Annotated in this window: 23 protein-coding genes and 2 pseudogenes; 12 read left to right on the top strand and 13 right to left on the bottom strand. The window is 62.4% G+C overall.

All coding sequences use genetic code 11. The features are described from left to right. Positions 1–531: 531 nt before the first annotated feature. Positions 532–828: a hypothetical protein gene (locus ACF0H6_RS02140; protein ID WP_395248277.1), complete on the bottom strand. Its 297-nt coding sequence runs from the start codon at positions 826–828 to the stop codon at positions 532–534. Positions 829–1,615: 787 nt separating this feature from the next. Here ACF0H6_RS02140 and ACF0H6_RS02145 point away from each other — a divergent pair. Continuing rightward, complete coding sequence (locus tag ACF0H6_RS02145; RefSeq protein WP_395248278.1) at positions 1,616–2,227, top strand: dihydrofolate reductase family protein; 612 nt, start codon at positions 1,616–1,618, stop codon at positions 2,225–2,227. Here ACF0H6_RS02145 and ACF0H6_RS02150 read toward each other — a convergent pair. Beyond that, positions 2,219–2,644, bottom strand: coding sequence for a hypothetical protein (locus tag ACF0H6_RS02150; protein ID WP_395248279.1), 426 nt, complete (start codon positions 2,642–2,644; stop codon positions 2,219–2,221). The genes ACF0H6_RS02145 and ACF0H6_RS02150 overlap by 9 nt on opposite strands. Positions 2,645–2,905: 261 nt before the next feature. Between ACF0H6_RS02150 and ACF0H6_RS02155 the strand changes: the two genes are divergently transcribed. From ACF0H6_RS02155 to ACF0H6_RS02185, 7 genes are all read left to right on the top strand, one after another. Then, complete coding sequence (locus tag ACF0H6_RS02155; protein ID WP_395248280.1) at positions 2,906–4,093, top strand: CE1758 family FMN-dependent luciferase-like monooxygenase; 1,188 nt, start codon at positions 2,906–2,908, stop codon at positions 4,091–4,093. Beyond that, on the top strand, positions 4,093–4,569 hold the full coding sequence (locus ACF0H6_RS02160; RefSeq protein WP_395248281.1) for a MarR family winged helix-turn-helix transcriptional regulator: 477 nt from the start codon (positions 4,093–4,095) through the stop codon (positions 4,567–4,569). Before ACF0H6_RS02155 ends, ACF0H6_RS02160 begins: the two co-directional genes overlap by 1 nt. After that, a complete protein-coding gene (locus ACF0H6_RS02165; RefSeq protein ID WP_395248282.1) occupies positions 4,566–5,309 on the top strand; it encodes a CE1759 family FMN reductase in 744 nt (247 codons plus the stop codon). The genes ACF0H6_RS02160 and ACF0H6_RS02165 overlap by 4 nt, the downstream gene beginning before the upstream one ends. A 105-nt stretch (positions 5,310–5,414) precedes the next feature. Beyond that, positions 5,415–6,551, top strand: coding sequence for a type III polyketide synthase (locus ACF0H6_RS02170; protein WP_395248283.1), 1,137 nt, complete (start codon positions 5,415–5,417; stop codon positions 6,549–6,551). Then, positions 6,551–7,279 (top strand): class I SAM-dependent methyltransferase, encoded by a 729-nt coding sequence (locus tag ACF0H6_RS02175; protein WP_395248284.1) that lies wholly within the window; start codon positions 6,551–6,553, stop codon positions 7,277–7,279. The genes ACF0H6_RS02170 and ACF0H6_RS02175 overlap by 1 nt, the downstream gene beginning before the upstream one ends. Further along, positions 7,272–8,414: an FAD-dependent oxidoreductase gene (locus tag ACF0H6_RS02180; protein WP_395248285.1), complete on the top strand. Its 1,143-nt coding sequence runs from the start codon at positions 7,272–7,274 to the stop codon at positions 8,412–8,414. Before ACF0H6_RS02175 ends, ACF0H6_RS02180 begins: the two co-directional genes overlap by 8 nt. Positions 8,415–8,483: 69 nt before the next feature. After that, on the top strand, positions 8,484–9,173 hold the full coding sequence (locus ACF0H6_RS02185; RefSeq protein WP_395248286.1) for a peptide deformylase: 690 nt from the start codon (positions 8,484–8,486) through the stop codon (positions 9,171–9,173). Here ACF0H6_RS02185 and ACF0H6_RS02190 read toward each other — a convergent pair. Beyond that, positions 9,170–11,200: a S9 family peptidase gene (locus ACF0H6_RS02190; RefSeq protein WP_395248287.1), complete on the bottom strand. Its 2,031-nt coding sequence runs from the start codon at positions 11,198–11,200 to the stop codon at positions 9,170–9,172. The genes ACF0H6_RS02185 and ACF0H6_RS02190 overlap by 4 nt on opposite strands. A 69-nt stretch (positions 11,201–11,269) precedes the next feature. Here ACF0H6_RS02190 and ACF0H6_RS02195 point away from each other — a divergent pair, with 69 nt between their 5' ends. The 4 genes from ACF0H6_RS02195 (at position 11,270) to ACF0H6_RS02210 (ending at position 14,322) form a co-directional block, all read left to right on the top strand. Beyond that, entirely contained in the window at positions 11,270–12,124 is an 855-nt protein-coding gene (locus ACF0H6_RS02195) for a methyltransferase domain-containing protein (RefSeq protein ID WP_395248288.1), read from the top strand. 109 nt (positions 12,125–12,233) lie between these two features. Further along, positions 12,234–12,695 (top strand): NfeD family protein, encoded by a 462-nt coding sequence (locus tag ACF0H6_RS02200; protein WP_395248289.1) that lies wholly within the window; start codon positions 12,234–12,236, stop codon positions 12,693–12,695. 53 nt (positions 12,696–12,748) lie between these two features. Further along, the gene (locus ACF0H6_RS02205; protein WP_395248290.1) at positions 12,749–13,732 is read left to right on the top strand and encodes an SPFH domain-containing protein; all 984 of its coding nucleotides are present in this window, start codon (positions 12,749–12,751) and stop codon (positions 13,730–13,732) included. A 242-nt stretch (positions 13,733–13,974) separates the two neighbouring features. Continuing rightward, complete coding sequence (locus ACF0H6_RS02210; protein ID WP_059389983.1) at positions 13,975–14,322, top strand: RNA polymerase-binding protein RbpA; 348 nt, start codon at positions 13,975–13,977, stop codon at positions 14,320–14,322. Positions 14,323–14,440: 118 nt separating this feature from the next. Here the strand turns inward: ACF0H6_RS02210 and ACF0H6_RS02215 are convergent, their stop codons facing one another. The 10 genes and pseudogenes from ACF0H6_RS02215 to pafA form a co-directional block, all read right to left on the bottom strand. Then, positions 14,441–15,184 carry a polyprenol monophosphomannose synthase gene (locus ACF0H6_RS02215; RefSeq protein WP_395248291.1) on the bottom strand — a complete coding sequence of 248 codons (744 nt, stop codon included), beginning with the start codon at positions 15,182–15,184 and terminating at the stop codon, positions 14,441–14,443. A gap of 453 nt (positions 15,185–15,637) precedes the next feature. Next, positions 15,638–17,302: an amidohydrolase gene (locus ACF0H6_RS02220; protein ID WP_395248292.1), complete on the bottom strand. Its 1,665-nt coding sequence runs from the start codon at positions 17,300–17,302 to the stop codon at positions 15,638–15,640. A 31-nt stretch (positions 17,303–17,333) separates the two neighbouring features. Next, a complete protein-coding gene (locus ACF0H6_RS02225) occupies positions 17,334–20,231 on the bottom strand; it encodes a DEAD/DEAH box helicase (RefSeq protein ID WP_395248293.1) in 2,898 nt (965 codons plus the stop codon). A 24-nt stretch (positions 20,232–20,255) separates the two neighbouring features. Next, positions 20,256–21,050, bottom strand: a complete 795-nt coding sequence (tatC, locus tag ACF0H6_RS02230) for a twin-arginine translocase subunit TatC (RefSeq protein WP_395248294.1) — start codon at positions 21,048–21,050, stop codon at positions 20,256–20,258. A gap of 48 nt (positions 21,051–21,098) precedes the next feature. Continuing rightward, the gene (gene tatA / locus ACF0H6_RS02235; protein ID WP_395248295.1) at positions 21,099–21,365 is read right to left on the bottom strand and encodes a Sec-independent protein translocase subunit TatA; all 267 of its coding nucleotides are present in this window, start codon (positions 21,363–21,365) and stop codon (positions 21,099–21,101) included. A gap of 32 nt (positions 21,366–21,397) precedes the next feature. Further along, complete coding sequence (locus ACF0H6_RS02240) at positions 21,398–21,748, bottom strand: hypothetical protein (RefSeq protein ID WP_395248296.1); 351 nt, start codon at positions 21,746–21,748, stop codon at positions 21,398–21,400. A gap of 44 nt (positions 21,749–21,792) precedes the next feature. After that, positions 21,793–23,784 carry a helix-turn-helix transcriptional regulator gene (locus ACF0H6_RS02245; RefSeq protein ID WP_395248297.1) on the bottom strand — a complete coding sequence of 664 codons (1,992 nt, stop codon included), beginning with the start codon at positions 23,782–23,784 and terminating at the stop codon, positions 21,793–21,795. A 110-nt stretch (positions 23,785–23,894) separates the two neighbouring features. Next, a pseudogene (locus ACF0H6_RS02250) lies at positions 23,895–24,290 on the bottom strand (FKBP-type peptidyl-prolyl cis-trans isomerase). A gap of 43 nt (positions 24,291–24,333) precedes the next feature. Beyond that, positions 24,334–25,273 (bottom strand): annotated as a pseudogene (locus ACF0H6_RS02255) (FKBP-type peptidyl-prolyl cis-trans isomerase). 110 nt (positions 25,274–25,383) lie between these two features. Then, entirely contained in the window at positions 25,384–26,748 is a 1,365-nt protein-coding gene (gene pafA / locus ACF0H6_RS02260) for a Pup--protein ligase (protein WP_395248298.1), read from the bottom strand.

A 26,748-nucleotide genomic window follows, 5' to 3' on the forward strand; every position in this document is an offset into this window, starting at 1 on the left:
GCCTTGTTCTGCGACGTCCCGATCCCAGCCGGCCCTGAGCAACAGCGCCTTTAGTTCCTCCCACAGAGGCGATGAACGGGCGGGCACGGGTAATACAGCCACCGGAATCCGCGGCCACTCGCTCTCATGCCCGTATACCGACACCAGCGGCGCTCCCATCGCCAGCGCGTTGTTGTTCTTAATGTCTGCCCAAACCCCGTCCCGCACATCCCGCTCCGAGAGCCAGTGCCGTTTGGTGATCGATCCAGGTTCGGAGCCCATTGCGGACAACTGTCAGTAGCCATGCGCAGGCCGGCGCCTCCGCGGGAATCCCGCCGTCGCAAAGAACTTCGGTGGCGTAGAACAGCGGATCTTCGGGATCAATCGACGGGAACTCGTGCTGAAAACGGGAAAGTAGCGCCGGAAGAAACGAACCAAACAACTCCCGGGTCCATGGACCGTTCCTGCCCTCTCCCTGCCATCTAGCCACCAGGTCCAATAGGAGGGCGTCGCGTTCGGTTGAAGTCGAACACTGCCCGTAGGTCTCTGGACTCACGCGGCGATACCCCACTGCCTCGCAACATCGCCCATCAGTTCCGCGGCCGCGCGGAACTGGGCGGCCAGCCGGCGTCGTCGTGCGGGATCCGCCTCGGGCAGGCGCTGGACCACAAGCTCGGAGGCTCCCATATTGCGGATGGAATCCATCAGCTCCCGCAGCTGGAGCTCTGCCAGCACGGCCGCGTCGGAAGGGCCGTGATCGACGCCCAAGGCGCCGACATCCGACAGGAACCCCTCTACATCGAAGATTCCCTCGTTGGAATCAAGGTGGACCAACTCGCCGGCAATCACATTCGGCGGTCTTGATGGTGCACTTCGGCGCATTCTGCCGTCCAGTGACAATCTCACAGGCGGCAACGCTCCGCCTTCTGCCACACCCTTCGCGAGCAGGGTCTTTACGGTCGAGTGGGATACACCCACGGACCGGGGCAATGGCACGCAACGATAGATTTCCGGCCGCCAGCTCCATGGCGACGCTCACCCGGGCACTGCCTCTCAGGCTCGAAAGGCCCAGCTGCTCAGCCTCCACCAATTCGGCCCACGTACTGAGGCCGAAGGCCGTCCATGCCCTCGCCTCGTACAGCTCCAAAGCAAGCTTCACGACTTGGCCAACCAGACGGTCGACAACATCCGCCTGGCGGCTAAGCTCAGCCAACCGCAGGCGTAGCCGGCGGACTTTGACGCGCGCACCCCCGACATCCAACTCCTGCTGCATACCTGCGCACCTCCCCAAAAGTACTAAGAATCACCCCGTTCGCCGTCCTGTCGCTCGGTGAACGGTCAAAATGAGCTCTCGTTAGAACTAGTGGCTCGTCGCTTCAATTTGTGTCGCAAAAGCCTTGGAAGCCCAGATCGGGTTGAATCATCCACTCCCCTTTCACCCGCAACACCCGGGAATTCGTGCGAACCGAAACAGAGCAGCCATCGATACCCGGTTCACTGCCGTCGCCGAACTGACCAATCAGGCCCGGTTAACACTTCCTTGACACCGGGACCGATTCAGCAGTCGAATCGGTCCCAGACCGATCGTAGAAAGACGATTAGGCGGCGCAGGGTAAAGATCCAAGGAGAACCGGATATGAGCACGATCGTGGTGCAGGCATTCATCACCCTTGACGGAGTCGTCCAGGCGGGCGGCGGCCCGGACGAGGACCGAGAGGGCGGCTTCGAGCATGGCGGATGGCAAGCCGATCACAACCCCGAAGAGCTCGGAGAGATCATCACGGAGTGGGAGAGCAAGACCGAGGCCCTGCTGCTCGGCCGTAAGACCTACCAGATCTTCGCCGGCGCCTGGGGCGTTTGGGACGAGAATGCCGGGGGCTTCGAGGGAGAGCTGACCAGGAGGTACAACCGCATCCCCAAGTACGTTGCGTCGCGCACGCTGGCCGAGGTCAGCTGGAAGAACTCACAGCTTCTCGGCCCCGATGTTGCGGCCGCGGTGGAGAAGCTCCGCTCAGATCCGGGCGGCGAGATCCGTGTGTGGGGCAGCACCGAGCTGGTCAAAACCCTGGCCGAACACGATTTGATAGACGAGTACCGGCTGGTTGTCTATCCCCTCGTGCTGGGCACCGGCAAGAAGTTGTTCTCTGACGGGTTCGCGCTCACCAGACTGACGTTGATCGAGACTCGCGCACTGGCGGCCGGCCTTCTGGTCAACACGTACCGTCCATTCCGCGCGGGCTCAGCTTGATCGCCCCTCATCGGGCATCAGCTGTGACAAGCAAGACGTGTAATTGGACATGACCTCTTCGAAGGCCAGCAGGCGCAGGCCTCCGTAGGCTGGGGCATCGGCCCAGCCAGCGATTGTGCCTTCAGCGTCGCAGAGGAGCGGTTCGCAGGTTGTTTCGGTTGTAGACAATGCAGCAATTCCCCAGGGGTGGGTGGGAACTGCGATAGTGATCTTTGCTGCCTCGAAGGTATCCCGGAGTACGTAGTGAATCACGGTCCGCCAAGACTGCAGGAACGGTGATTGCAACTGTGCAATGAGCTCGTCATCCTGGCTGTCGTACCCCCTCGCCAGGCTGGTTGAAAGTTCATCCCACTCTTGGGCATCACGGACCATCAGGTGTCCCGCACGGATGCGGGCAACGGCTTCATTCAACATCATGGCCACTCCCCCAAGCTTTCCCGCTAACGGCGGCATTCGGCCGCACTGATCGATTTACGGTGACAACGGACGGCGCGCCAGGAAGATTCCCGCATGTGACGGCCACCGAGAGTTGCCGATCTCAGCCGGAACAGAATTTCGTCTGCTCCCCCAGAACGCTTCCCGAGGCCGGGTCATTGCAGGGAATACATGCGCGCGCATGTTGTTTAACAGTATGCGCAGTCATGCAAACGGCGGACGCGCCCATAAGGAGCAATCACAATGCAGTTCGGAATCTTCACCGTCGGCGACATCGCGCCCGACCCGATCACGGGCTACACCTACAGCGAGGCAGAGCGGATTCAGAACATCATCCGGGTCGCCAAGCGTGCGGATGAAGTCGGCCTGGACGTGTTTGCCCTGGGCGAGCATCACAACCCGCCGTTCGTACCATCGTCACCAACGACGCTTCTCGCATATATCGCGGCCGAGACCGAGCGGATCATCCTCAGCACGTCAGTCACCCTGATGACCACCAACGATCCCGTGCGGATCGCCGAGGACTATGCGATGTTGCAGCACGTCGCAAAAGGGCGCCTCGATCTCATGGTCGGCCGGGGCAATACCGGCCCGGTCTACCCGTGGTTCGGCAAGGACATCCGGCAAGGTGTCGCGTTGGCGCTGGAAAACTACAACCTGCTCCACCGGCTGTGGCGCGAGGACGTGGTCGATTGGGAGGGACAGTTCCGGACCCCGCTCCAAGGCTTCACATCTACACCGCGTCCTTTGGACGACGTTCCTCCGTTCGTCTGGCATGGATCGATTCGCACGCCCGAAATCGCCGAACAGGCTGCCTACTACGGCAACGGGTTCTTCGCGAACCACATCCTGGCCCCGAACTTCGCCTTCAAGCCACTGGTCGACCTCTACCGCCGTCGCTTCGAGCACTACGGCCACGGCACGGAAGCCCAGGCAATCGTGGGGCTCGGCGGGATGTCCTTCATTGCGAAGCGCTCCCAGGACGCGGTCAACGCCTTCCGGCCGTACTACGAGAACTACCCGCTGTTCCGGGGCTCGCGGCTTGAGGATCACCTGGCCGCTACGCCGATCACCGTTGGGAGCCCACAGGAAGTCATCGACAAGGTCCTGACCTTCCAGGAGGGCTTCGGGGACTACCAACGGCAACTGTTCGCGCTGGACGGGCTGGCGCTGCCGATCGAGGTGGCCCTGGAGCAGGTTGAACTCCTGGGCACCGAGGTGATACCGGTGCTGCGCAAGGAGATGGAGGCCCGCCGTGCGCCGGACGTACCCGACGCTCCGACCCACGGGTCGCTCGTTGTCGCCAAATACGGCGACGCCGAACCACGGCAGCCGCGTCCTAACCCAAATCGGGGCGACAATCTCTCCGGCACGTCACCGTACCAGGACAGCGACCCGGCCATCGCGGCGCACTTCCCCGGGGCGTTCTGATGGACCGAACCACCCGGCTCGCGAATGTTGCCTGGGAGTCCTTATTCCGGGTCCAGGCCACGCTCGCCCTCGAATTTGAAAGCACCGGCAACTGGACAGGCCTGCTGCCCCGCGAGTACGGGGTCCTGTACGCACTATCGAAGACGCCGGACGGATTACGGATCTCGGAGCTCGGTGAGGATGCGCTTCTGTCCCAGGCCGGCATCTCGCGGCTCGTGACGAGATTGGTGGGACGAGGCCTCGTCGAACGCACTGACGACCCCCAGGATGCCCGGGCCTGTCGCATCCGGCTGACCGACGAGGGACGCAAAATCCAGCGTGACCTAGGCGCCCGACACGCCCGCCAGGTGGCCGAAGCGATGACCCGTGCGCTCGAGCCCGAAGAGCTCGCGGTCCTGTCGCAGCTTACTGACACGCTCCTGCGCGCCTGCCCGCCGATAACCAGCCAATCACATCTCAGGAAGGGCAACCGATGAAGACTCTGCACCCCGCCACCAACAATCTCGGAGCCAAGGCAACCGAGCGGACAGTGAAGCTCGCGGTCGTCAGCGCTGGTGTCAGCGATCCCTCTTCGAGCCGCCTTCTGGCTGACCGCATCACCCAGAAGGCAATCGACACGCTCGGGGAGGCAGGCATCCGGGCGCAGGTCAGCATGATCGACCTTGGCCCTCTGGCAGTGGACATCGCGCGGTCATTGGTCGCCGGCTACCCGAACGAACCGGTCCAGGCGGCGATCGATCGCCTCGCCACGGCCGATGCCGTCGTCGCGAGTACGCCAGTCTACAAAGCCGGCATCAGTGGTCTGTTCAAGTCATTCGCCGACCTGATCGATAACGACCTGCTCATCGCGAAGCCGGTGGTCCTCGCCGCCACTGGCGGTACAGCCCGTCATGCGATGGTGGTCGACGGACAACTGCGGCCCCTCTTCGCGTTCCTCCGCGCACTGCCGCTGCCGACATCGCTGTACGCGGCGCCCGAGGACTGGGGAACGACGGACCTCGGCAAGCGGATCGCGCGGGCCGCGACCGAGCTCACCCTCATTCTGCGGAGCGGCGTCACAGGCGACATCGCGGAAGAGAACTGGAACGGTTACCAGCACCAGTTCGGCGGCAACGCAACACGCGCCGGCCGCACGGCCGACGATGTCAACTTCGACAGCGACCTGATGAGACTCGCGGCCGGGGGACGTTCCAGCAGCTCCGGGGATCCAGACTGATCGATACTTCGCGGAACGGGCGCCAGAGGGTGAAAAGCTCACAAAAACGGCCACAATTCCATCCTCTGCCATTGTCAACGGCATCTTCGTCGCCAACAATGAAGCATGCCGGTCTACGTGAGGTCTCTCGAAACAGCCGTACCGCCCACAGTGCTTGTGCAACCACAGGCGCGCGACGTCTTTGCAGCTCAACCGGGCCTGACGCGCCTCGGATCCCGACTCGTCCGCACATGCTTTGATTCAGCAGCCATCGATACCCGGTTCACCGCCGTCGCCGAACTGACCCTGGACAACCATTCCGAGAACCCTGCCTTTTATGACCCGGACACCGGGCAGGTATTGAGCCCCAGCACCAAGTTTCGAAACGAGATTTTCGCGGTAGAAGCCACCAAACTGTTCATCGAGGCCGCGAAAGCCGCTGTTGGGAAATGTCCCGACATTGACTTGCTCGACATCACCCATGTCATCACCGTCTCGTGCACTGGATTCTTCAATCCCGGACCCGACTACAAGGTGGTGCGCGCCCTCGGTCTCAGCCCGGCCGTCCAGCGATACCACCTCGGCTTCATGGGCTGCTACGCCGCGTTTCCGGCGCTCCGTGCGGCCCGGCAGTTTTGTCAGGCGGATCCCTCCGCCGTTGTGTTGGTTATCTGCGCAGAGCTTTGCTCGCTCCACCTCCGGACCTCCAACGATCCGGACACCATCATGGGATCGGCAATCTTCGCGGACGGCGCGGCAGCCGCCGTCGTGACTTCCCGCGAACCGGAAGGGCCGGACCCAGTGATCAGGCTGGACCATTTCGAAACGGTCCTCACGCCGGTCGGCGAAGAAGCCATGGCGTGGAATATTGGCGACGAAGGTTTCGAAATGGTTCTCGGCACGTACGTGCCGCACATTATCGAAGAGCACATCACCGGAGCGCTCGAACCGCTACTTGCGCGGGACCCTTCGCTGGCCGGTCTCCCCTACCGGGACATCAAACATTGGGCCATTCATCCTGGCGGACGCAGCATCTTGGACAAAGTCGAGTCGAAGCTCGAACTCACCGAAGAACAGCTGATTCCCGCGCGCGAAATCCTGCGCAACTACGGCAACATGAGCAGCGCCACCGTTCTCTTCGTCTTGAAACACATCCTCGGACAAACCCCGTCGCAACGCGAGGAACGCATCTGTTCCATGGCGTTCGGGCCCGGCCTCACTGTGGAGACGGGGCTGTTCACCCGCATTTCCCCCGAACTGTGATGACTTGCCTCCCCCACCCATCCCGTTTTCTCGGCGAACGGGATGTAACCGCCGTCGAGGACATGGACCGCCCGGACTGCGAAATCGGGCGGCTCAACCGGAGTTATGCGCGGTTTCCGCTCGTCAACGCGGTGGTGTCAGGCTGGCGGGGTATCTACAGCTCGCGGATCAAGCCTTTGCTCACGACGGCGGGGCCCACCACGGTGCTTGACATCGGCTGCGGCGGTGGCGACGTCGCCCGAAGCCTCGCGCGCAGGGCCACAGCGGACGGCTACCGGCTCGAGATCACCGCCATCGATCCGGACGAACGGGCCTTCCATTTCGCAAACTCCGCACCGCCAGTGCAGGGCGTCAGCTATCAGAGGGCTCTCAGCTCGGAGCTGGTCACGGAAGGACTCAAGTTCGACGTCGTTATTTCCAACCATGTCCTGCACCATCTGACATCCGCCGAACTCGCCGATTTCCTCCACGATTCCGAACAGCTGTGCCACCGGCTCGCGCTGCACAACGATCTCACGCGAAGCCGCCTCGCCTACGCACTTTTTTGGGGGGGCTCCTGGCCGCTTGGCATTGGCTCCTACATCCACGGTGACGGACTCACGTCCATCAGGCGGAGCTACACCGCGCCGGAACTGAGTGCCGCCACTCCCCCGGCTTGGATGGTTGAACCGAGCGGCTTGTGGCACAACCTGCTGGTCTACCGGCCCGGCGAGGTCCACGATGTTTGACGTCGCGGTGGTCGGAGCAGGACCTGTCGGGCTATTCATGGCAGCCCTGCTGCTACAACTCGGGCATCACGTTGCCGTCCTGGAGCGGCGCCCGACGCCGGGCCGCCAGACCCGCGCCATCGGAATCCATCCTCCCGCGCTCGCGGCCCTCGACGCAGCGGGTGCCGCCCATGAGCTGCTCGCTTCCGGCGTCCGGATCACGCAAGGTGCCGCGTACAGCGGCGGCCGAAAAGTCGCCGACATGAATTTCGCCCGCCCGTCCGCCGAGTACCCCTTCATCCTTTCGGTTCCGCAATACCTCACCACCCAGGCCCTTGAATCCAGGGTCGTCGAGCTCGATCCGTACGCCCTCCGCCGCGGCGTCAACGTTGAGGAAGTAGCCGACGACGGCGGGTACTTGCGGTTGCGGGGACAGGAGGACGGCGCTCCAGTGGAGTTCCTGAGCCGCTTCGTCGTGGCGGCGGACGGCGTCCATTCCGCCGTGCGCGAGGGCCTGGGGCTTGAGCCACGCCTGCGCACCTATCCCGACTTCTACGTCATGGGTGATTTCCGCGATGAATCGATGTACGGCGACAACGCGGTCCTTTTCCTTGAACCCGGCGGAATCGTGGAATCCTTTCCTCTGCCCGGCGGCATCCGCCGATGGGTGGTCAGGCTCGGCGCTCCGTGCCAGGAACCCACTCCCCACGCGCTCGCCGCCCTCATCAAGAAGCGGACCGGCAGCACAGTGGACTCCGCAAGCAACACGATGATCAGTGCTTTCGGTGTTACCTCGAGGCTGGTCTCCCGAATGGTCCACGGACGGGTCGCCCTGATTGGAGACGCCGCCCACGAGATCAGCCCGATCGGCGGCCAAGGGATGAACCTGGGCTGGCTGGATGCAGTGGCACTGGCACCGCTCATCAGTGAAGCCTTGGGCACCGCAGCCCGAAATCCCTCGACGATGGAACTCGCGCACTTCGAGCGGGACCGCCAACGTGCTGCGAAGAAGGCCATCTGGCAGGCCAACCTGAACATGGCGCTGGGCCGCCCCTTGCCCCCGACGGTCCTCAGCGTACGGAATGCCTTGATAGGCCGAGCCATTACCTTGCCGGTGTTCTCGGAGCTTGTTGCCCGGAGATTCACGATGCACTAGGCCCGGTTTGCGCCCGGCCGCGACGGTCTGCAGAGTTCGTTTGAGCGGCCAGCCCACTAAGCTCAAGCCATGGACTTTGAGACCCGCCCCCTGGCTACCGGCCCGGACACGACGTTCACTGCTTCCCGGATCCGCACCGCGGTTCAGGATCTGCTCGGGCTCGAGGGCCTCCCGCCCATCGTCCAGGCCGGCCATCCGGTGCTGCGGCAACGCGCCGCGCCTTACGACGGCCAACTCGACGACACCGAACTGGCACAGCTGATCGAGCGGATGCGGGATGTCATGCACGCCGCCCCTGGAGTGGGCCTCGCAGCCCCGCAACTCGGCATCCCCCTGCAACTCGCCGTACTCGAGGACCATTTCGACGTCGATCCCATCGCTTCAGAGATCCGCGAAAGAACACCTCTGGCCTTCTTCGCGATCCTGAATCCCAGTTACGAACCGGAGGGGACTTCCACGGCGTCATTCTATGAAGGCTGCCTGTCCGTGCGCGGATTCCAAGCCGTCGTGACGAGGCATCGGAACGTTCGTCTGGAGTACCAGCGACCTGATGGATCTGCCGCCTCGGCCGGCTACTCCGGATGGCAGGCAAGGATAGTCCAGCACGAAACCGACCACCTGCACGGGGGACTCTATTTGGACAGGGCCGAACTACGGTCCTTGGCAAACGACGGCGAGTACTCCGCGAATTGGGCATACCCGGGAATCGACGAGGCACGCCTCGGTCTCGGTTTCCTTGACTCCGAGCCGAGCCCTTAGACCATGGATGATCCTGTTTCGCGCGCCGGATTTGCCGCAGATGGCAGATGCTTTGCCCACCACTCGAGGATCTGTTCGAAACGTTGACGCCGGTGATACGGCGTGCCCGAGCGCGATAGCTCGTGGTCCTCACCCGGGAACAGAAGCAGCGCAGTCTCCACGCCCTGGGCCTTAAGGGCTGCGAAGTATCGCTGGCCCTGCTCAACCGGGCAACGGAGATCGTTTTCGCTGTGGATCACCAGCGTGGGTGTCCGGACAGATGTCACGACGGCCATGGGGCTTTGGGCTGCCATCTGCTCAGCCGATGCCCCCGTATATTCGCCGCCGAAGAACCAGCCGATATCCGAGGAGCCCGTGAAACTGACCGGGTCAAGGAAGCCACGCTCGACGATCGCGGCCCTGAAGCGGTGCTCATGGCCGATAACCCACGCAGTCAGGTATCCGCCGTAGGAACCGCCCATGACACCCACAGCGTCCCTGTCCATGGACGGATACTCCTGCAGCGCGCCGTCGAGGAAAGTGAGGACATCTGCCATGTCCACGGTGCCCATCCGTTCCTTGATCGCTCTCCCGTGCATTTGTCCGTATCCGGCGGACCCGCGGGGGTTGCACATCAGTACGGCATAACCCGCCTCCGCATACACCTGTGCCTCGTCGAAAAAGGCGCCAGTGTACTGTGAGAACGGGCCGCCGTGGATGTTGAGCAGCACCGGGTGCGGGCCGGCCCCCGCAGGGAGCACAACCCAACCATGGACGGGGTAGCCATCGGCGCCAACGGCAGTGAACTCCATTGGTTCGCGGATAGTCGTCTCGGCCCTGAGCGCAGCGGAGAAATCCGTCAGTAGATGAAGGCCGCCCTGATCCAAGACGCCCACTTCGCCGGTGCTTGATCCATCGCTGACGCTCACAGCCACGATCGAGCCCGCCGCCGAAGCGCCCAACACTACCTGCGGCCGTTGGACAAGAACGTTCTTTTTCCCGTCGGCCGCCCACTCAATCAATTCCACGGCCCCGCGGCTCGTGTTGAGCGCGAGGACACTGTCATTTCCTGCAGGCTCAAGGCGCCCGGAAGAAAGGTCCTCGTTCTCGACGTCGCTCAGCATCACGGCCTCGTCTGGGCCGACCGGCATCGCATACAAGGCCGTGTTTCGAGCGACAAAGTCCACGCCGTCGTCTCCCAGGTCCTGGGCGGTGAAGAACAGCCACTCGCCGTCGCGGGATTCACGGACATCGTGGACCGCCTGCGGGGCGGCATGGGGACGCACAGCCACGGGCTCCCCTCCCCCGGCCGGGACAGAGTAAATGGCTGAGGCAATATCGGCGTCGCTCGCTTCGTGAAGCGATGCCACAAAGTAGATGCTGCTGCCGTCGCGGTTGAACGACGCCGCCACGTGATCGGCCTGCTCAAAAGTCAACTGCTTTGCCTTTGGCACCAGGCCCGCCGCATCCCGTCCAGCCTCTTTCGCCGCCCGGCCCACGGGAACCACGGGAGGTTCGGCCCCAAGCTCCGGGACTTCGACGACGAAGAGCTGGGCGGGTTTGTCCGCCGTGTAGCCGAGCCCGTTATGCCGGTACTGGTTGTCCGTGATCAGCCGGGCGTCCTCGCTACCGGCTCCCACACCGTCAACCGTTCCATAACGGCCTTCCTCCGGGACCCGTGAGGAGAAAACAATCCGACGCGAGTCCGGAGCCCAGGAGAATTCGGAAACGCCCAACTTCTGCTCCGTGACAGCCTGCGGTTCACCGCCGTCGGCCTCCACAACATAAAGCTGGGGTTTGCCCTCCGCCAGTGCCCTGACGAACGCCAACGCACGGCCGTCGGGCGAAAAAGCCGGGGCAGTGTCCCGGAATCCACGGGTGATGCGTCGGGGCGGCACCGCCGGATCGAAGGGTATGGACCAGAGCTGGCCCACATATGCGTCGGCGTCGAAGTCGGCCCGGGTCACGGACACCACGGCGCGAGTGCCGTCGGGATGAGCGGCAGGAGCAGAAACGGAATTCAGCAACGGAAGTTGTTCGGCTTTCACGCTGGTGAGCCTAGCGCCCGGCTCCGCCCCGCGGTTTGCGCCACTCCGGCCCACCGTAGGATTGTCCATATGCCTTCCGACGCCGTTGCCTCTCTGCGCTGCCCCGTCTGCCGCGGTACCCTCGGCTTGATCACCACCGGGCGTACTGGCCTGAAATGCGTATCGGGGCACAGTTTCGACGCCGCCAAACAGGGCTACTTCAATCTGCTCACCGGCAAGGGCACTCCTTTCGAAGCGGACAGCGCGGAGATGGTGGCGGCCCGCAGCGATTTTCTGGGTGCAGGCCACTACGGACCGCTGGCCAACGCGCTCGCAGAGCTGGCCGCACCCGAACTAGCCGCGCCGGGATCCCTCGTCTTGGATTCCGGCACGGGAACCGGCCATTATCTCCGCGCAGTGCTTGACCGGACTCCCGCAACGGCGATCGGACTCGATATCTCAAAGTTTGCGCTCCGCCGCGCCGCCCGGCTGAATCCCGACGCTATCAATCTGGTCTGGGACATCTGGCGTCCCCTGCCCCTCGCCGATCAGGCCGTGGATGTCCTCACCGTTGTCTTTGCTCCCCGGAATCCCCCGGAGTTCGCCCGCGTCCTCCGCCCGGGCGGCCGTGTGATTGTGGTGACTCCCCGGAGCGGACACCTCGCGGAAATTGCGGAGAGGACCGGGATGCTCAGCATTGAGGCGGGCAAAGAAGAACGTCTGGCCGAGTCAATGCGGGAGTTCTTCGTTCCCGGGGATTCGCTCCAACTCGATGTGGACCTGACGCTCACTGGACGTGACGTCGCCGACGTCGCCTTCATGGGCCCTGCAGGACACCATCTTGAGCGCGCTGCACTCGTGGCGTCGACGGCGGGAGAAACGTCCGTTCGCACCACCGCAAAGTTCGCCATCAGCGTTTTCATTGCCCCCGAGCAAGGCTCCTAACGCGAACCTTCACACCGGGCTAGGATGGGAAAACAGCGACTGTGATCTTGCTGACGGTGCAGTCCGGATCAGACCGGTTGCCGCCGCAAGTCCGGAAACAGGGGGAACGATGTTTGAATGGCTTGGAAGCAACTGGTGGGCTCTCTGGCTCACGGTGTTTCTCGCATTTGCCGTTGTAGAAATGCTGACACTCAACCTCTTCTTCATCATGCTCGGCGGTGGAGCATTGGCCGGACTTGTAGCGGACTTTGCCGGCGCGGATCTGTGGCTTCAGGTCGTTGTGTTCTGCATCGTATCCCTGCTCATGGTCGCCTTCGTCCGGCCCGTCGCCGTGAGGCATCTTCGGAAGGGCCCTTACGAGCTGGCCACCAACGTGGACCGTCTGATCGGCCAATCGGCGCTCGTGATGGAGTCCGTGAGTGCCACAGCGGGCCTCGTCAAGATCGGTGGCGACGTATGGAGCGCCCGCAGCGCCGCGGGAGTCATCGACGCCGGCCAGACAGTGCAAGTCACCAGGATCGACGGCGCGACGGCGGTAGTAGCGTCGACAGCGGAAAACAGCCCTCGCTGAGCGATCACACACAAGACCACATCAATTGCGTATCTGGGGAATGAAGGAGATGTATGGATAGCTTGGGAGGAACGGCAGCCGCAATAGTGCTGCTAGTTCTCGTCATATTTGTGATCATCGTGTTGGTCCGATCAATCAGGATCATCCCGCAAGCGCGCGCCGGCGTCGTCGAACGCCTGGGCAAGTATCAGCGCACCCTCAACCCGGGACTCACCATCCTGATCCCTTTCGTCGACCGTCTGCTGCCGCTTTTGGATCTTCGCGAACAAGTTGTTTCCTTCCCGCCGCAGCCCGTGATCACAGAGGACAACCTGGTTGTATCCATCGACACCGTGGTCTACTTCCAAGTGACGGACCCCCGGGCGGCGACCTACGAAATCGCCAACTACATCCAGGCTGTCGAACAGCTGACCACCACCACGCTCCGCAACGTGGTTGGCGGCCTGAACCTGGAAGAGGCGCTGACCTCGCGTGACCAGATCAACGGCCAGCTTCGCGGAGTGTTGGACGAAGCTACTGGACGTTGGGGAATTCGGGTTTCCCGCGTGGAGCTCAAGGCAATTGATCCACCCCACTCCATCCAGGACTCGATGGAGAAGCAGATGCGCGCCGAGCGGGACCGGCGTGCTGCAATTCTGACCGCCGAGGGTACCAAACAATCGCAGATCCTCACGGCCGAAGGCCAACGGCAGGCCGCCATCCTTGCCGCCGAGGGCGACGCCAAGGCAGCTATCCTCCGCGCCGACGGTGAAGCGCAGGCCATTCAGAAAGTCTTCGACGCCATCCACAAGGGCAACCCGGATCAGAAGCTGCTTGCCTACCAATACCTGCAGACCTTGCCGAAAATTGCTGAAGGATCGTCCAACAAACTGTGGATCATCCCTAGCGAGGTCGGCGAAGCTTTGAAGGGCATCGGAGCCGCCTTGGGAGGCACCAACGCCGCACCAGGCGTTGCAGACCTCTTCAGCGATCCTCAGAAGGCAGCTACGGAAGTCCCCGCGGAATCACATCCGCCAGCTCAGGGTCCGTCTGTCTAGGACACCGTTACTAGGCGAGGGGGCCAGCCAAGGAATTGGCTGGCCCCTCGCTTTTGTCCTCTCCGCATCGATCCGCGTATAATGGTGTATTTGTCCGGCCGGTTCAGTCCGAACGGAACATTAACGCTTAGTCAGGCGTTTCATCTAGTGATGCAACGTGTGCATTCAGTAGCCCGGGCGGCGTCAATGCGACGTCCGGCTAGCGCGGAGCCTGGCTCCGCGAACAGACAGAGGGAGTAATCATGAGCGATCGCAGCCTGCGGGGTATGCGTCTTGGCGCCCAGAGCATGGAAACCGAATCCGGAGTCGAGCCGGCACCGCGTCAGCGGGTGGAATACCGCTGCGCGGACGGGGAGCAGGTCTTCGTTACCTTCTCTTCCGAGGCCGAGATCCCCCCTGTTTGGGTTTCCAAGACTGGCAAGGAAGCGCTCCTGGTTGATGGCGAACGCCCCGTTGACACCAACGAGAAGGCAGTCCGTACGCACTGGGACATGCTCCTGGAACGCCGCAGCCTTCCCGAGCTCGAGCAGATCCTCGAAGACCGCCTGAACATCCTGCGCGAACGTCGCGGCGAACGTCGCTCGGCATAACCCCGCAGTTCTACGACAAACCGCTCTAGGACAAAAAGTCCCAAGACAAAAGGCCGGTCCGCGCTCTTCCGAGAGCGCGGACCGGCCTTTGCCGGTTTGGTCTACTTGAAGCTTGGACCTACTTTGAGACCGGGGTCTTCTTCTTGGTCAAAGCGGCCCACCGGGAGGCCAGCCCCCACTTGGTGACGTTGATCATGGCCTCAACAACGATGTTGCCGCTCATCTTGGAAGCCCCAAGTTCACGCTCTACGAAAGTGATGGGGCGTTCGACGATCTTCAGGCCGAGCTTGGCGACCCGCCAAGCAAGGTCTACCTGGAACCCGTAGCCGACCGATTCGACTTGGTCCAGCTTGAGCGCCTCGAGGGTGCTGCGACGGAACGCGCGGTAACCCCCGGTGATGTCCTTGATCTTCAGGCCGAGCATAAGCCGGGCGTAGGTGCTCCCGGTGCGTGAAATTGCCTGACGGTAGAGCGGCCAGTTCACTGTGCCGCCACCCGGAACCCAGCGGGATCCCATGGCGAGGTCTGCGCCGTCGTTGATGGCATCCAACAGCAGCGGCAACTGCTCTGGCTGGTGTGAACCGTCGGCGTCCATCTCAACCAGGACGTCGTAACCGGCCGCCATGCCCCACTTGAACCCGGCAATGTAGGCGGCTCCGAGGCCTTCCTTACCCTTGCGGTGCAGGACGTGCACTTGGCTGTCCTCGGCCGCAATTCCGTCGGCGAGCTGTCCCGTGCCGTCAGGGCTGTTGTCGTCGACAACGAGGACATCGGACGCGGGCACGGCCGCGCGCAGCCGTCCGAGGGTCTTGGGCAGCGATTCCAGCTCGTTGTACGTGGGGATGATCGTCAGGACACGCAAGAAGAGGCCTTTCCTTGATGGAGCGGTCAGTGGGCCCGTAGCAACAGCGTGGCTGGCGTTCAGGCGCAACTCTCCATTATAGGACGACAACCGGGCGTGCTCTGCACCACCTGTGCCATTCGCCACACTCTGAAACAAACGCACGGGCTGCTTGGCCGCGGGCAGGTCCACAAACCCAGGTCCAGTGCCGGCCCGCGTGTTGAACTCGAGGCCGAACCGTTTTCTGTTGCACAGTGGACCTGCCCACTACGAGTGCCGCGGTCCTGGAAAACGGGTCCGTTGACTGTTTTTGACAACGGAACCGACCGCGGCCAGACAACCAGGTATTCCCTGTGGCAGCCTGTTGAGCCTAAATGCTACGGGCTACACAAATCCTGTCAAGCAGCGCCTGACCTGCGGATTCACTCATAACCGCAGGTCAGGAGGCCTTCACGGCAGGCAAGATACTTGCAATTATGACCGCAAGGATTCGCTTGCGAAGATCTCCTGACCTTCGCGCACAGTTTGCACGCAGACGGGATCGCTCGCGCTGTCCAGGGCAGGGAGAAGTGGCGTGCGCGCCCGTGGATCGGTGGACCAGGACTGGACGCGGTCATCAGCAACCTGGACCATCAGTTCTTCAACCTCCCAAACGGCAAAGCTTGCTGGGGCTCCGGGTACCAGCTGGCCCATGAGCGGATTGCGCTGCTTGCTTGCCCTCCAACCGGCCCTGGTGTGTCCAAGGAACGCGGCCCGCGCCGAAATGGCCTGATCCGGGTTGCTGTGCTCCAAGCAAGCCCTGACACTGGCCCACGGGCGCAAAGGGGTTACCGGGCTGTCGCTTCCAAAGCACACAGGAACGCCCGTGGAGTAATACGAGGCGAAGGGGTTCATGGCTGCGCTACGCGTGCCCAGCCGCTGCTCGTAAAGTTTTCCGGCCCCGCCCCAGGCGGCGTCGAAGGCGGGTTGCGCACTCACCGTAATCGAATATCTGGCAAGCCGGGCGAGATCGTCTGCGTCCGCCATTTCCACGTGCTCGAAGCGATGGGCGGCGGAGCGGACCCGTTGCTCTCCCACCTCTGCGGCCGCAAGGTCCAAGGCATCCAACGCTGTCTTCAGTCCAGCGTCTCCAATGATGTGGAAGCCGGCTTGGATACCAAGCGTTGAACAAGCCGCAAGGTGACGGGTGGCCTCGTCGACGGAGAGGTACAGGTTTCCGCGATGACCGGCGGCGTCGGCATAGTCCGAAGTGAGGGCGGCGGTTCTGGATCCGATGGAACCGTCGATGTTCAAGTCGCCGGCCAAGCCAAGAACCGGGGCTCCCAAGCCCCCGAGAATGGATGCGGCATGATCGGCTGAAGCTGCCAGTTCCCCCCAATAAGGCAGGATCTCGGGGACGCCCGCATCACCTGCATTCCAGGCCGCGGACATCCGCAGATCCTCGACGCTGCAAATGTGCGGAGCTGCCATCTCGGCCAGCGCCACGTAACCGTTGGCAGCAGCCTCGCGGAGCGCCAATTCCTGGTACCGGCGGCGTTCTGCGTCGGGGAATTGCCTGGCGACCAAGCGTGCGGCTGTGTGGGCGGCCCTCAGGACCTGCGCAGAACCGTTGTACCCATCAAGGCCTTGGAGGTTGGCGGCGGACACCAAGGAAGACGACACAAGGGCGGAGTGTGCGTCCACTCGCGCCAGATAGACCGTGCGCCCACCGGCTGCGCGTTCGAGTTCCTCCGGTGTGGGAAGCGTCCCTTCCTCCCACAGCGATTCGTCCCACCCGTGGCCCAGCACCGAGCCGGTGGCCTCAAGACCCGCCGCGGTCCGGGCGACGGCGTCGAGCAACTCGCGCGCCGAGCCGACCCCGGACAGTCGCAGGGATTGGGAAGCTATTCCCGTCTCGGTGAGATGCATGTGGGAATCCACGAAACCGGGAGCCAGCAATGATCCCTGGAGATCAATGATTTCCATCGAAGAATCGGCAATCGACGTCGCGGCCTGTTCTGAACCGACCCAGGCAACGGTGTCTCCGTCAACCAGCATTGCCGTCGCGAAGGGATCCGCTGCCGTGTAGATGGATCCGTTCCGGTACATCGTGACCTTGCGCGGCTGGGTTTCGGCGGCGGACACGCCTGGATGGCTCATGGAGTTGCTCCTTGCTTTGAATCTGTCATGGTCAGGCGACGTTGGAGTAGGCCACTACGCCGCGACGGATGAGTTCGATCGCTTCGCGGCACATCTTGGCCTGGCGCCGTTCAAGCCCGGGAATCTTGGCCATCTGGTCCAGCAGATCGATCACTTGCTTCGCCCAGCGCACGAAGTCGCCCGCGGCAAGGTCGGTGCCACTGAGAACCTCTTGAAGGTGGCGTCCTTTGGCCCATTTGTAAATCGGCCAGACAAGTCCAAGTTCCGGCTCTGCGGTCAAGGGCAACTTGTTCTTATCCTCGACATCTTCCAGTGCAGACCACTCGTGCACCACGATATCCACTGATGTTTCGAGCGATATGGAAGGCATCTTCGGCCGTAGACCACGGTCCTCTCGCTTAGCCTGGTAAACCATGACGCTGGCCAGCGCAGCGAGTTCCGCGGCATCGAGATCCTTGATGGCACCTTGTCGAATGGACTGGGAAATCAGCAGGTCCTTTTCGCCGTAGATGCGGCGCAGGCGCTGGCCGTCCGGGCTGATGGTGACCTGGCCGCCGTCGGACGTCTGAAGGTAACCGTAACCGGCAAGGACATCGCAGACGCGGTCAAAAGTCTTCGCGATGGTATTGGTGCGTCCTTGGATCTGACGGACCAGACCGTCGGTTTCATGGCGCAGTTTCCACCAGCGCTCGGCCCAACGGGCATGGTCCTCGCGCTCGCTGCAGCCGTGGCAAGGGTGGGCACGCAACGCTTTGCGCAGGTCCGCGATTTTCTTTTCCTGGTCCGGCATGTAGCGGGCGCGGCCAAAGTCCTCGTTCCTGTTGGTCCCCCGGGCCGGCGGACGCCCTTCGCGCACCGCGTTACGCATCGCGGATGCGAGATCACGGCGGGATTTGGGCAGCTTCGCGTTGAACGACTTCGGTATGCGGATCCACGACACCGGAGCAACAGGCCCTTCGACCTCGTGGGCGCCGATCCTGTGCAGCTGGCTATCCTCCGTAAGGACTGCCGGACGCGGTTCGCGGGCGTTGGGGTCAGCATTGAGTACGACGGCGTAACCTGGCGTGCGTCCGCCGGGAACCTTGACGATGTCACCCGGCATGAGTCGTGTGAGGGAATCCACGGTCACCGACTTGCGCGCCCGGGAGGTGCTCCTCGAGGCAAACTGCTCGGCGTCGCTCAGGTCCCTTCTGAGCTTGGCGTACTCGGTAAAGTCGCCAAGGTGGCACTTCATGGATTCCGCGTAGCCGGCGAGCGACTCTTCACGGCTTCGAACCTGCCGTGCGAGTCCCACCACTGAGCGGTCGGCCTGGAACTGGGCGAACGACGATTCCAGGATCTGCCGTGCCCGGGGACGTCCGAATTGGGCAATGAGGTTGATGCTCATGTTGTATGTGGGCCGGAAGCTCGAATTGAGCGGATAGGTGCGCCGGGAAGCCAGGCCTGCGACGGCGGTAGGGTCGGTCCCAGGTTGCCAAAGGACCACGGCGTGCCCTTCAACGTCGATGCCACGCCTACCGGCCCGGCCGGTGAGCTGGGTGTACTCCCCTGCTGTGATGTTCACGTGGGCTTCGCCATTGAACTTGTCGAGCTTCTCCAGGACAACGCAGCGCGCGGGCATGTTGACCCCCAACGCCAGGGTTTCGGTGGCAAACACGGCTTTCACCAGACCATCGGCGAAAAGCTTTTCCACGACTTCCTTGAAGGTGGGTAGCAGACCGGCATGGTGGGCAGCGAGCCCACGGAGCAGACCGTCGCGCCAGCTCCAAAAACCGAGGACATCGAGGTCGTCAGCGGGAATCTCGCGGCTTGCCTCATCCACCCGCGAAGCAATGATCTGTTGTTCCCGCTCGGTGGTCAGCCACAGCCCGGCAGCGGCGCACTGTGCCACAGCGCCGTCGCAGCCCGCACGGGAGAAAATGAAGGTAATGGCAGGAAGGAGTCCTTGTCGATCCAGGCTGGCGATGATTTGTGGCCGGCTGGCCTTGCGTACCGGACTGCGCTGCTCTCCCGCATTGGATTCACGCTGGCGGTCTTGCCTGCGGCGGCTGCGCCCACCGTGCCCGAAGCGGCCACGGAAGTTCATCTGGCTCTCCGCCCTGGCCATGGACAGCAGCTCGGGGTTGACCTCGAATTCCTTTTGTGCCGGATTCCGGTCCTGCTCGCGCCGCGCCACGGGCGCTGGGGGCTCGACGGCGGTTGCCCCCGGAGCGATCTCGTCAAAGCTTGTGTCCCCCGCAAAGAGATCAACAATCTCGCGGCCAACCATGACGTGCTGCCACAAAGGGACGGGACGGTGCTCGGAGACGATCACATCGGTGTGTCCGCGAACCGTATCCAGCCACGCGCCGAATTCCTCTGCATTGGAGACGGTGGCACTGAGCGAAACCACCTGCACTTCGCTGGGCAGGTGGATGATGACTTCTTCCCAGACGGCGCCACGGAAGCGGTCAGCAAGGTAATGCACCTCATCCATCACCACATAGCCAAGATCTCCAAGGGTGTCAGAGTCCGCATACAGCATGTTTCGCAGGACCTCGGTGGTCATGACCACGATGGGAGCTTCACCGTTGATGGTGGTGTCACCAGTCAGCAGCCCCACGTTTGAGGCCCCGTACTTTGCGGTGAGCTCAGAGAACTTCTGGTTGCTCAGCGCCTTGATGGGCGTCGTGTAAAAAGCCTTAAGCCCCCGTTCAAGGGCAAGGTAGATGGCGAACTCCCCGACGATTGTCTTTCCGGCTCCCGTGGGCGCCGCCACCAGCACGCCTTTGCCTTCCTGGAGCGAACGGCACGCGTCACGCTGGAAATCGTCAAGTTCGAATTCCAGCGACTGGGCAAAGGTGCCAAGGTAGGTTTTCGACTCGGCACTCCGTTGCGCTGCGGCTTGGAAGGCTTCTGAGGGCGAAAGCGCCCCTGAATTGGAGGACATGCTTCAAGCCTAGTGGCCGGAAGTCTACAGATTCTCCAGATCAGCCGCAGGTGTTGCGACGTCGGCCGTGGCTTCCGTCTCCGCAGTAACTTTTGACTGACGGCGTGCGCGTCTCTTGTCATTCAGGATGCATATCCCGATTGCGGCGAAGAACAGCGCAAGAAGGGGGCCGGCGAGCATGAACATTGACAAGGCGTCCGCGCCGGGTGCCGCAATGGCCGCGAGGACGAACACCAGGAAGACGGTGATGCGCCACGCCTTGAGGATGGCTTTGCCGCTTAAGATGCCCGCCATGTTGACGCCCACCAGTATCACCGGGACCAGGAATGCGATACCAAGGAAAAGCAGCATATGCGTCGCAAATGTCAGGTACTGCGACGCATCGATATTGTTAGCACCGTTTTGCGGCGTGAACTGCAGCAACGCCCGCACGACGTTTGGAATGACCAACCATGCGACATAGACCCCAACCAGGAACAACGGCACCGCTGCGGCCATGAAGCCGAGCGTGTATCGGCGTTCCTTCTTGGTCAGACCAGGTGTGATGAACGCCCAAATCTGGTAGATCCAGATCGGACTGGACAGGACCAGGCCGATCTGGATGGCAATTCGAAGCTTGAAGTCGAACGGGTCACCCACGCTCGCGAAATTCAGCACCGCGGTCCGCTTAGTCTCCTGGGCGATCTTCACCAACGGATCCGACAGGCCGTTGACCACAGGCTCATAGAAGAACCACCCCGCCACGGCGCCCAAAAGCACGCCGATGGCAGCCTTAATAAGCCGATTCTTAAGCTCCTTCAGGTGCTCGAGGAGCGCCATCCGCCCTTCGGGGTTGGCTTTGCGGCCCGTCTTCGTTGCCACTACTGCTTAGCTACGGTTTGCTGGCGGAACGTCAGTGTCGTTACCGCTCCGGTTGGCTTCGGGGTAGTTGACCACTTTGCCTTCAACGGGGTCCGAGTCGTCCTTGGCCGCCGGCTTGCCGTCGTTCTTCATTTCCTTGACTTCGGATTTGATGATGCGCATCGACTGGCCAAGGCTCCGGGCCATGGCGGGCAGCTTCGGGGCCGCAAACAGGAGCAGGGCCACGATGATGATAATGACAATTGGCCAGGGGCCATCAAATAGTCGTCCCACGGGAAGTCCTTTCGTTGGAATACATCCTACGTCTAACTGAATTCGATGTCGTGCAAAGACTGGGGTTGGCCGCGTTCTGCTTTGCGCTTAACACGCTTTTGGCGACGCATTTCCTGGCGAATGGCCTTGGCCGTCACGTAATCATGACGCATCTGTTCCGGTGAGGCAAAAACGGCCACGCCGAACTCTTCGGGTGACGTTTCGCCGTCGTCGTCCGCGGGCTCCCCGAGGTGCGGGCGATGCCCGATCCGCTCCCCCGCTGCACTGAGCTCACGCACCGTAGCCATGAACTTCCGGAACAGGCGGACGCCCAGCACGACATAGAAGAGCAGCGAAACCGCAATCAGAGCGACCCATAGAAGGATCCAAGACCACCAAGACATTTGAGTAGTCTATCCAGCAATCAGTGCTTGCCTTGGGCTCATCGTCAGTATTGGGCGAGGGCGGCAGACACCCAAGCGGCAGAAGTCTCTGCCAACTCCGCGGGTTGCAGGATCCGGACCGCACCGCCGTGCTGGGCAACGAACATCGGCAACCAATCCGCACTACCGAACCGGACCTCGGCAAGCAGGCCGCCGTCAGGAAGCACCGCCGTCCGCTCGGCATAGTAGTCATCGGCCAGCCCGGCGCCCTGCCGGGTCAATTGAAGGACGACCACAACGTCGTCGTCGTTGGGCGTGAACAGTTTGACCGGGACACCATCCTCGGGGCTGGAATTCGTGGAAACCATCCGGCCGTTTGGCTCGATCACTTCGATACGGTCCAGGCGGAAGTTTCTCAGCCCTGCTTTGCTGTGGCAGTACGCCTCGAAGTACCAGGTGTTATCCAGCGAATAAAGCCGGAGGGGGTCCACATCGCGTTCCGAGACCGAATCGCGCTGCTGGGACAGATAGCGAAGGCGCAGCTGACTGCCCTTCTGGATCGCGCCGGTGATTGTCTCGAAAACCCCGGCCTCGGCTGGGGTGACGGGCGGGCCGGCCACGGCCGCGGCCAGGCGGCCAGCCTCCCCCGCAGCACCCGTGAGCTTCAAGGTCACGGACTCCAGTGCCCCGGTTTGCTCGTCTGCCGACATTCCCGCCTGGGCGGGAAGCCCACCCAAAGTGGCGAGGCCGGTGAGCAGCGCACACGCTTCGTCGACGCTGAAGCGGATGGGCCTGTTAAGCTCGAGATGCTCCCTGATGTAGACGTGCTCGTTTTCCCAATCGATATCGAACAAATCATCCGGATATCCTTCAGGACGTCCGGAGCAGATCAGGATCTTCAAGTCCTCAAGCAATTCCTTACGGCTGACACCGAAGCGATCCGCCACCTCCTGAATCGGCAGTCCTTGGTGGTGCACGAGGAAAGGGACCAACTGCAGCATGCGGTTGAGTTGGTCCTCCGAAGTCCGCTTGCGCGCCCGCGGCGCCGGTCCGGCGTCCGGGAAACGGGCCTCCACGACGGGGCTCGACGCGAACGCAGCGGCAGCCTCAAGGCGGCGGATCACGGCATCCCGCAGCTCGGGAGGTCCGGCCACGAGCACATGGGGACCATAGGAGGCCAGTTCTTCCGCGAACAGCTCGCTGTCCCGAAACTGCACGGAGACGCGATTCCTGCCCGCTTGGCGGCCGCTGTTGCTGGAAACACTTACAGCGCGCTTGCGGAGACCCAGCAAGCGGCCTTCGGCAACGTCGAGTTGGGCCTCCTGCAAGGGAAGTTCATTCAGGCTGTCCAGCTCGGCGCGGGTATCAAAGCCAGGAGGAATCTCGCAATGTTCCGCTGCCTCTACCTGAACTTCGCTGGTCATCCGGGACAGACGGAAGAAGCGTTTGGCCTTCCGGTCTCTGTCGAAGCCCACCAGATACCACTGGCCGAAGCGACTCCCCAGGCCCCACGGTTCTACGAGCCGGTGTTCGTCCTTGCCGGTACTCGCGGCACGATAGCCGAAACTGACGGGGTGCTGTCCATTCATTGCCGCGATGATGTCGTCAAAAGCCTGGCCCGCCGGCTTGATGCGCGGCTGGACGCCTGCCGGAAGTTCGACGTCGGCAAGGTCGCCGGAAGCATGCAGCTTCCGCAGCGCGCTGGCCGCGGCGGTGCCCAGTGCTGCGCGTTCCCACAATTGCGCGGCGAGAAGCAAGACCGTACCCTCCGAGGGCGTCAGCTTCACATCCGGCAAGCGGTTGGATACCTTGCCGATGCGGTAACGCGTGGATGCGGGATCGTCGGAGCCGAATCCATGGGCAAAGAGCGTTTCGATTTCGAAACCAAACTGCTTCAGGTCCGCCTTGTCCCGTTCAAACATGCGGCCGAACGCGACGTCGCTGTCGCCGGCGTCGTGGTAGACCTTGTCCCTGAGTACAGCCCGGGAGAGCCCGTACTTTGTGTTCAGGAGGGCGATCAAAAGGTTCAGGAGTCGTTCGGTACGTGATGCGGACACGATTGCAACGTTACTAAATTCCGCCGCCAAAGGCGGAAGGCGCGTCAGCCGCCGGATTGCTCCGGCCGCTGACGCGCCTTCTTATGCTGTGAAACTTAGTGCTGGGGAACCTAGCGAACTGCCACGAGATCCACAACGAAGATCAAGGCTTCGTTGGGCTTAATAGACGCGCCTGCGCCACGGGAACCGTAGGCCAGCTCGGAGGGGATTTCCAGCCGACGGCGGCCGCCGACCTTCATGCCGAGCAGCCCCTGGTCCCAGCCCTCGATGACCTGGCCGACGCCGACGCGGAAGTCCAGCGGCGCTCCACGGCCCAGGAGGCGTCGAATTCTTCACCCGTGGGACCAGGCAACGCCCACATAGTGGGTGGAGACGGTGTTGCCGGCCTGAGCCTCGACGCCGTCCCCGACGATGATGTCCTTGATAACGAGCTCCGTAGGGACCTCGCCCTCCGGGAAGTCGATTTCCGGCTTCGTGCGGTCGTAATCACGCTGACCAAATGACATGGGTACTCCTCAAATGATTGTGATGTGCGGGGGTTGTGAAAGGTTACTGGGCGCCCAGGATGTCCACGACGAAGACCAGATCGCCCGTGGGCTGGCCCTGGGATGCGGCGGCGTCGCCATACGCGAGGGCCTTGGGGATAACCAGGAGGACACGGGAGCCTACCGTCTTGCCGGCAAGGCCTTGCGTCCAGCCCTTGATGACGCCGTTCAGCGCGAAGCTAGCCGTCTGGCCCTTGTCGTAACTGGAGTCGAACTTCTTGCCATCAGCCAGGGTCACGCCGACGTAGTTGACCGTCAATGTGTCGGTCTCCTTGACGACTGCGCCCTTGCCCTTGATGAGGTCCATGGGAGATAAGGGCCGTCGGTGCCTTCGCCCCGTCAATGGAAATCTGCGGAACGCCCTTGTCATCTACCTTGACCGTAGGGAGGCCTGCGGGCGGAGTGACGGTATCGCCCTCGGGCTTGGCCAGGGGCTTGACTGCGTCCTTGACGCCTATGACCTTGAAGACCACCAGCTGTGTTGACGTTGCCGCGGCTTCTGCGGTCGCAGCGGTTCCGGGCACGGCGAAAGCGATGTCGGCTCCCACCTTCGCACCGACCAGCGCGTTGTAAAGGATGGCGCTGCCTGTCTTGAGCTGGTCGTTCAGTTCCACGGGCTGGGACCCAGAGGGAAAGGTGTCGTCAAGTGTCTTGCCGTCTTTACCGTCGACGGCAACGTAGGTGATCTGCGCCACTTGGCCGGCTTTCACTTTGTCACCAGTGCCGTCGCTCACCATTTTGATGGTTGGCTGCGTCACGTCCAGCGGTTTGGTGAAGTCCAAGCCGGGTGCCTTCTTGTCTCCATTATCGGAGACCTTGAGGGAATCCAGCTTGGCCACTTCGCCGGCGGACTGACTTGTGGGCTCCGGAGCTGCTGCCGGGGTTCCGCCGCAGGCGGTGAGCAGCAAGATGCCGGGGATAAGAATTGCTAGTAGACGTCGCACAAATTGAACTTTCGTCGGGGCAAAAGGAGGGCACGGCCGGGCCAGGCTCGGCCATGCGCGTAGAGGCCCGGTTAGAGGCCAACGTCAAGAATAACCCGTGAAGCTGGGAGTCAGCTCATTGAGTCCAGCAGGGCGTCCACCCGTTCGTCGACGCTGCGGAAGGGATCCTTGCACAATATCGTCTGATGGGCGCGATCGTTCAACTTCAGATGGACCCAGTCCACGGTGTAGTCGCGGCCAAGTTCCTGGGCCCGCCGGACGAAGTCGCCGCGGAGTTTTGCCCGGGTGGTCTGCGGCGGCGCATCAACGGCATCCTTGATGTCCGTATCCGCCACCAATCGCCTGGCCGCGCCACGGTTCTGGAGCAGGAAAAAGAGTCCGCGCTTGCGTGAAATGTCGTGATACGTCAGATCCAGCTGGGCGATTCGCGGGGAGTCAAGGCCGATTCCATGGCGGCGCATGTATCCATCCATCAGCTTCTTCTTGATGGCCCAGTCCACTTCCGTGTCGATTCCGCTGGTGTCGCCACTTTCGATGGCGTCCAGGGTGCGCTCCCACAAATCCAGGATGAGCGGCACGTGGGGGTTATGCGCTCCGTTTGAAGACACAAACGCGCTGACCTTGTCGAGGTACTCACGCTGGATATCCAGGGCCGTCAGTTGCCTGCCGTTGGCAAGGCGCACCAACGCTTTGCCGCTCAGATCGTGGGAGATTTCGCGGATACTGCGAATGGGATTCTCCATGCGCATGTCCCGCATGATGACTCCGGCTTCAATCATGCGCAGGAGCAGATCCACCGTTCCCACTTTCAAAAGCGCGGTGGTTTCGCACATGTTCGAGTCGCCCACAATCACATGCAAGCGGCGGTAGAACTCGGCATCTGCGTGTGGCTCATCACGGGTATTGATGATGGGGCGGGACCTCGTGGTTGCCGACGATACGCCTTCCCAAATGTGGTCTGCGCGTTGGGAAAACGCGAAGGTGGCCCCGTGAGGTGTCTTCAGGACCTTGCCTGCACCAGCGATCAGCTGCCGCGTGACGAGGAAGGGAATCAGTATTTCAGCGAGCCTCGAGAACTCGCCGCGGCGCGGAATCAGATAGTTCTCGTGGCTTCCGTAGGAGTTGCCCGCAGAGTCGGTGTTGTTCTTGAACAGGTAGACGGTTCCGTTGAATCCCTCTGCGGCGAGGCGGGCCTGGGCTTCGTCCACAAGGTCGTCGAGAATGAGCTCGCCCGCCCGGTCGTGGGCGATCAGTTGTGCGAGGTCGTCACACTCTGCCGTGGCATATTCCGGGTGCGAGCCGACGTCCAGGTACAGGCGTGACCCGTTGGTCAGGAAGACGTTGGAGGACCGCCCCCAGCTCACGACTTTGCGGAAGAGATACCTGGCGACTTCCTCGGGGGCCAAAGGCCTCGAGTCCGGACTCGAATACGAAATACCGAACTCGGTTTCAATCCCGAATATTCTCTTATCCAT

This window comes from Arthrobacter sp. NA-172 (genome assembly GCF_043952055.1).
Taxonomy (GTDB): domain Bacteria; phylum Actinomycetota; class Actinomycetes; order Actinomycetales; family Micrococcaceae; genus Arthrobacter.

Excerpts from the sequence above, each read along its gene's own strand:
- ACF0H6_RS02145 (WP_395248278.1), top strand. The coding sequence starts at position 1,616 with ATGAGCACGATCGTGGTGCAGGCATTCATCACCCTTGACGGAGTCGTC.
- ACF0H6_RS02150 (WP_395248279.1), bottom strand. The coding sequence starts at position 2,644 with ATGATGTTGAATGAAGCCGTTGCCCGCATCCGTGCGGGACACCTGATG.
- ACF0H6_RS02155 (WP_395248280.1), top strand. The coding sequence starts at position 2,906 with ATGCAGTTCGGAATCTTCACCGTCGGCGACATCGCGCCCGACCCGATC.
- ACF0H6_RS02160 (WP_395248281.1), top strand. The coding sequence starts at position 4,093 with ATGGACCGAACCACCCGGCTCGCGAATGTTGCCTGGGAGTCCTTATTC.
- ACF0H6_RS02165 (WP_395248282.1), top strand. The coding sequence starts at position 4,566 with ATGAAGACTCTGCACCCCGCCACCAACAATCTCGGAGCCAAGGCAACC.
- ACF0H6_RS02170 (WP_395248283.1), top strand. The coding sequence starts at position 5,415 with ATGCCGGTCTACGTGAGGTCTCTCGAAACAGCCGTACCGCCCACAGTG.
- ACF0H6_RS02175 (WP_395248284.1), top strand. The coding sequence starts at position 6,551 with ATGACTTGCCTCCCCCACCCATCCCGTTTTCTCGGCGAACGGGATGTA.
- ACF0H6_RS02180 (WP_395248285.1), top strand. The coding sequence starts at position 7,272 with ATGTTTGACGTCGCGGTGGTCGGAGCAGGACCTGTCGGGCTATTCATG.
- ACF0H6_RS02185 (WP_395248286.1), top strand. The coding sequence starts at position 8,484 with ATGGACTTTGAGACCCGCCCCCTGGCTACCGGCCCGGACACGACGTTC.
- ACF0H6_RS02195 (WP_395248288.1), top strand. The coding sequence starts at position 11,270 with ATGCCTTCCGACGCCGTTGCCTCTCTGCGCTGCCCCGTCTGCCGCGGT.
- ACF0H6_RS02200 (WP_395248289.1), top strand. The coding sequence starts at position 12,234 with ATGTTTGAATGGCTTGGAAGCAACTGGTGGGCTCTCTGGCTCACGGTG.
- ACF0H6_RS02205 (WP_395248290.1), top strand. The coding sequence starts at position 12,749 with ATGGATAGCTTGGGAGGAACGGCAGCCGCAATAGTGCTGCTAGTTCTC.
- ACF0H6_RS02210 (WP_059389983.1), top strand. The coding sequence starts at position 13,975 with ATGAGCGATCGCAGCCTGCGGGGTATGCGTCTTGGCGCCCAGAGCATG.
- ACF0H6_RS02220 (WP_395248292.1), bottom strand. The coding sequence starts at position 17,302 with ATGAGCCATCCAGGCGTGTCCGCCGCCGAAACCCAGCCGCGCAAGGTC.
- ACF0H6_RS02225 (WP_395248293.1), bottom strand. The coding sequence starts at position 20,231 with ATGTCCTCCAATTCAGGGGCGCTTTCGCCCTCAGAAGCCTTCCAAGCC.
- tatC (WP_395248294.1), bottom strand. The coding sequence starts at position 21,050 with ATGGCGCTCCTCGAGCACCTGAAGGAGCTTAAGAATCGGCTTATTAAG.
- ACF0H6_RS02240 (WP_395248296.1), bottom strand. The coding sequence starts at position 21,748 with ATGTCTTGGTGGTCTTGGATCCTTCTATGGGTCGCTCTGATTGCGGTT.
- pafA (WP_395248298.1), bottom strand. The coding sequence starts at position 26,748 with ATGGATAAGAGAATATTCGGGATTGAAACCGAGTTCGGTATTTCGTAT.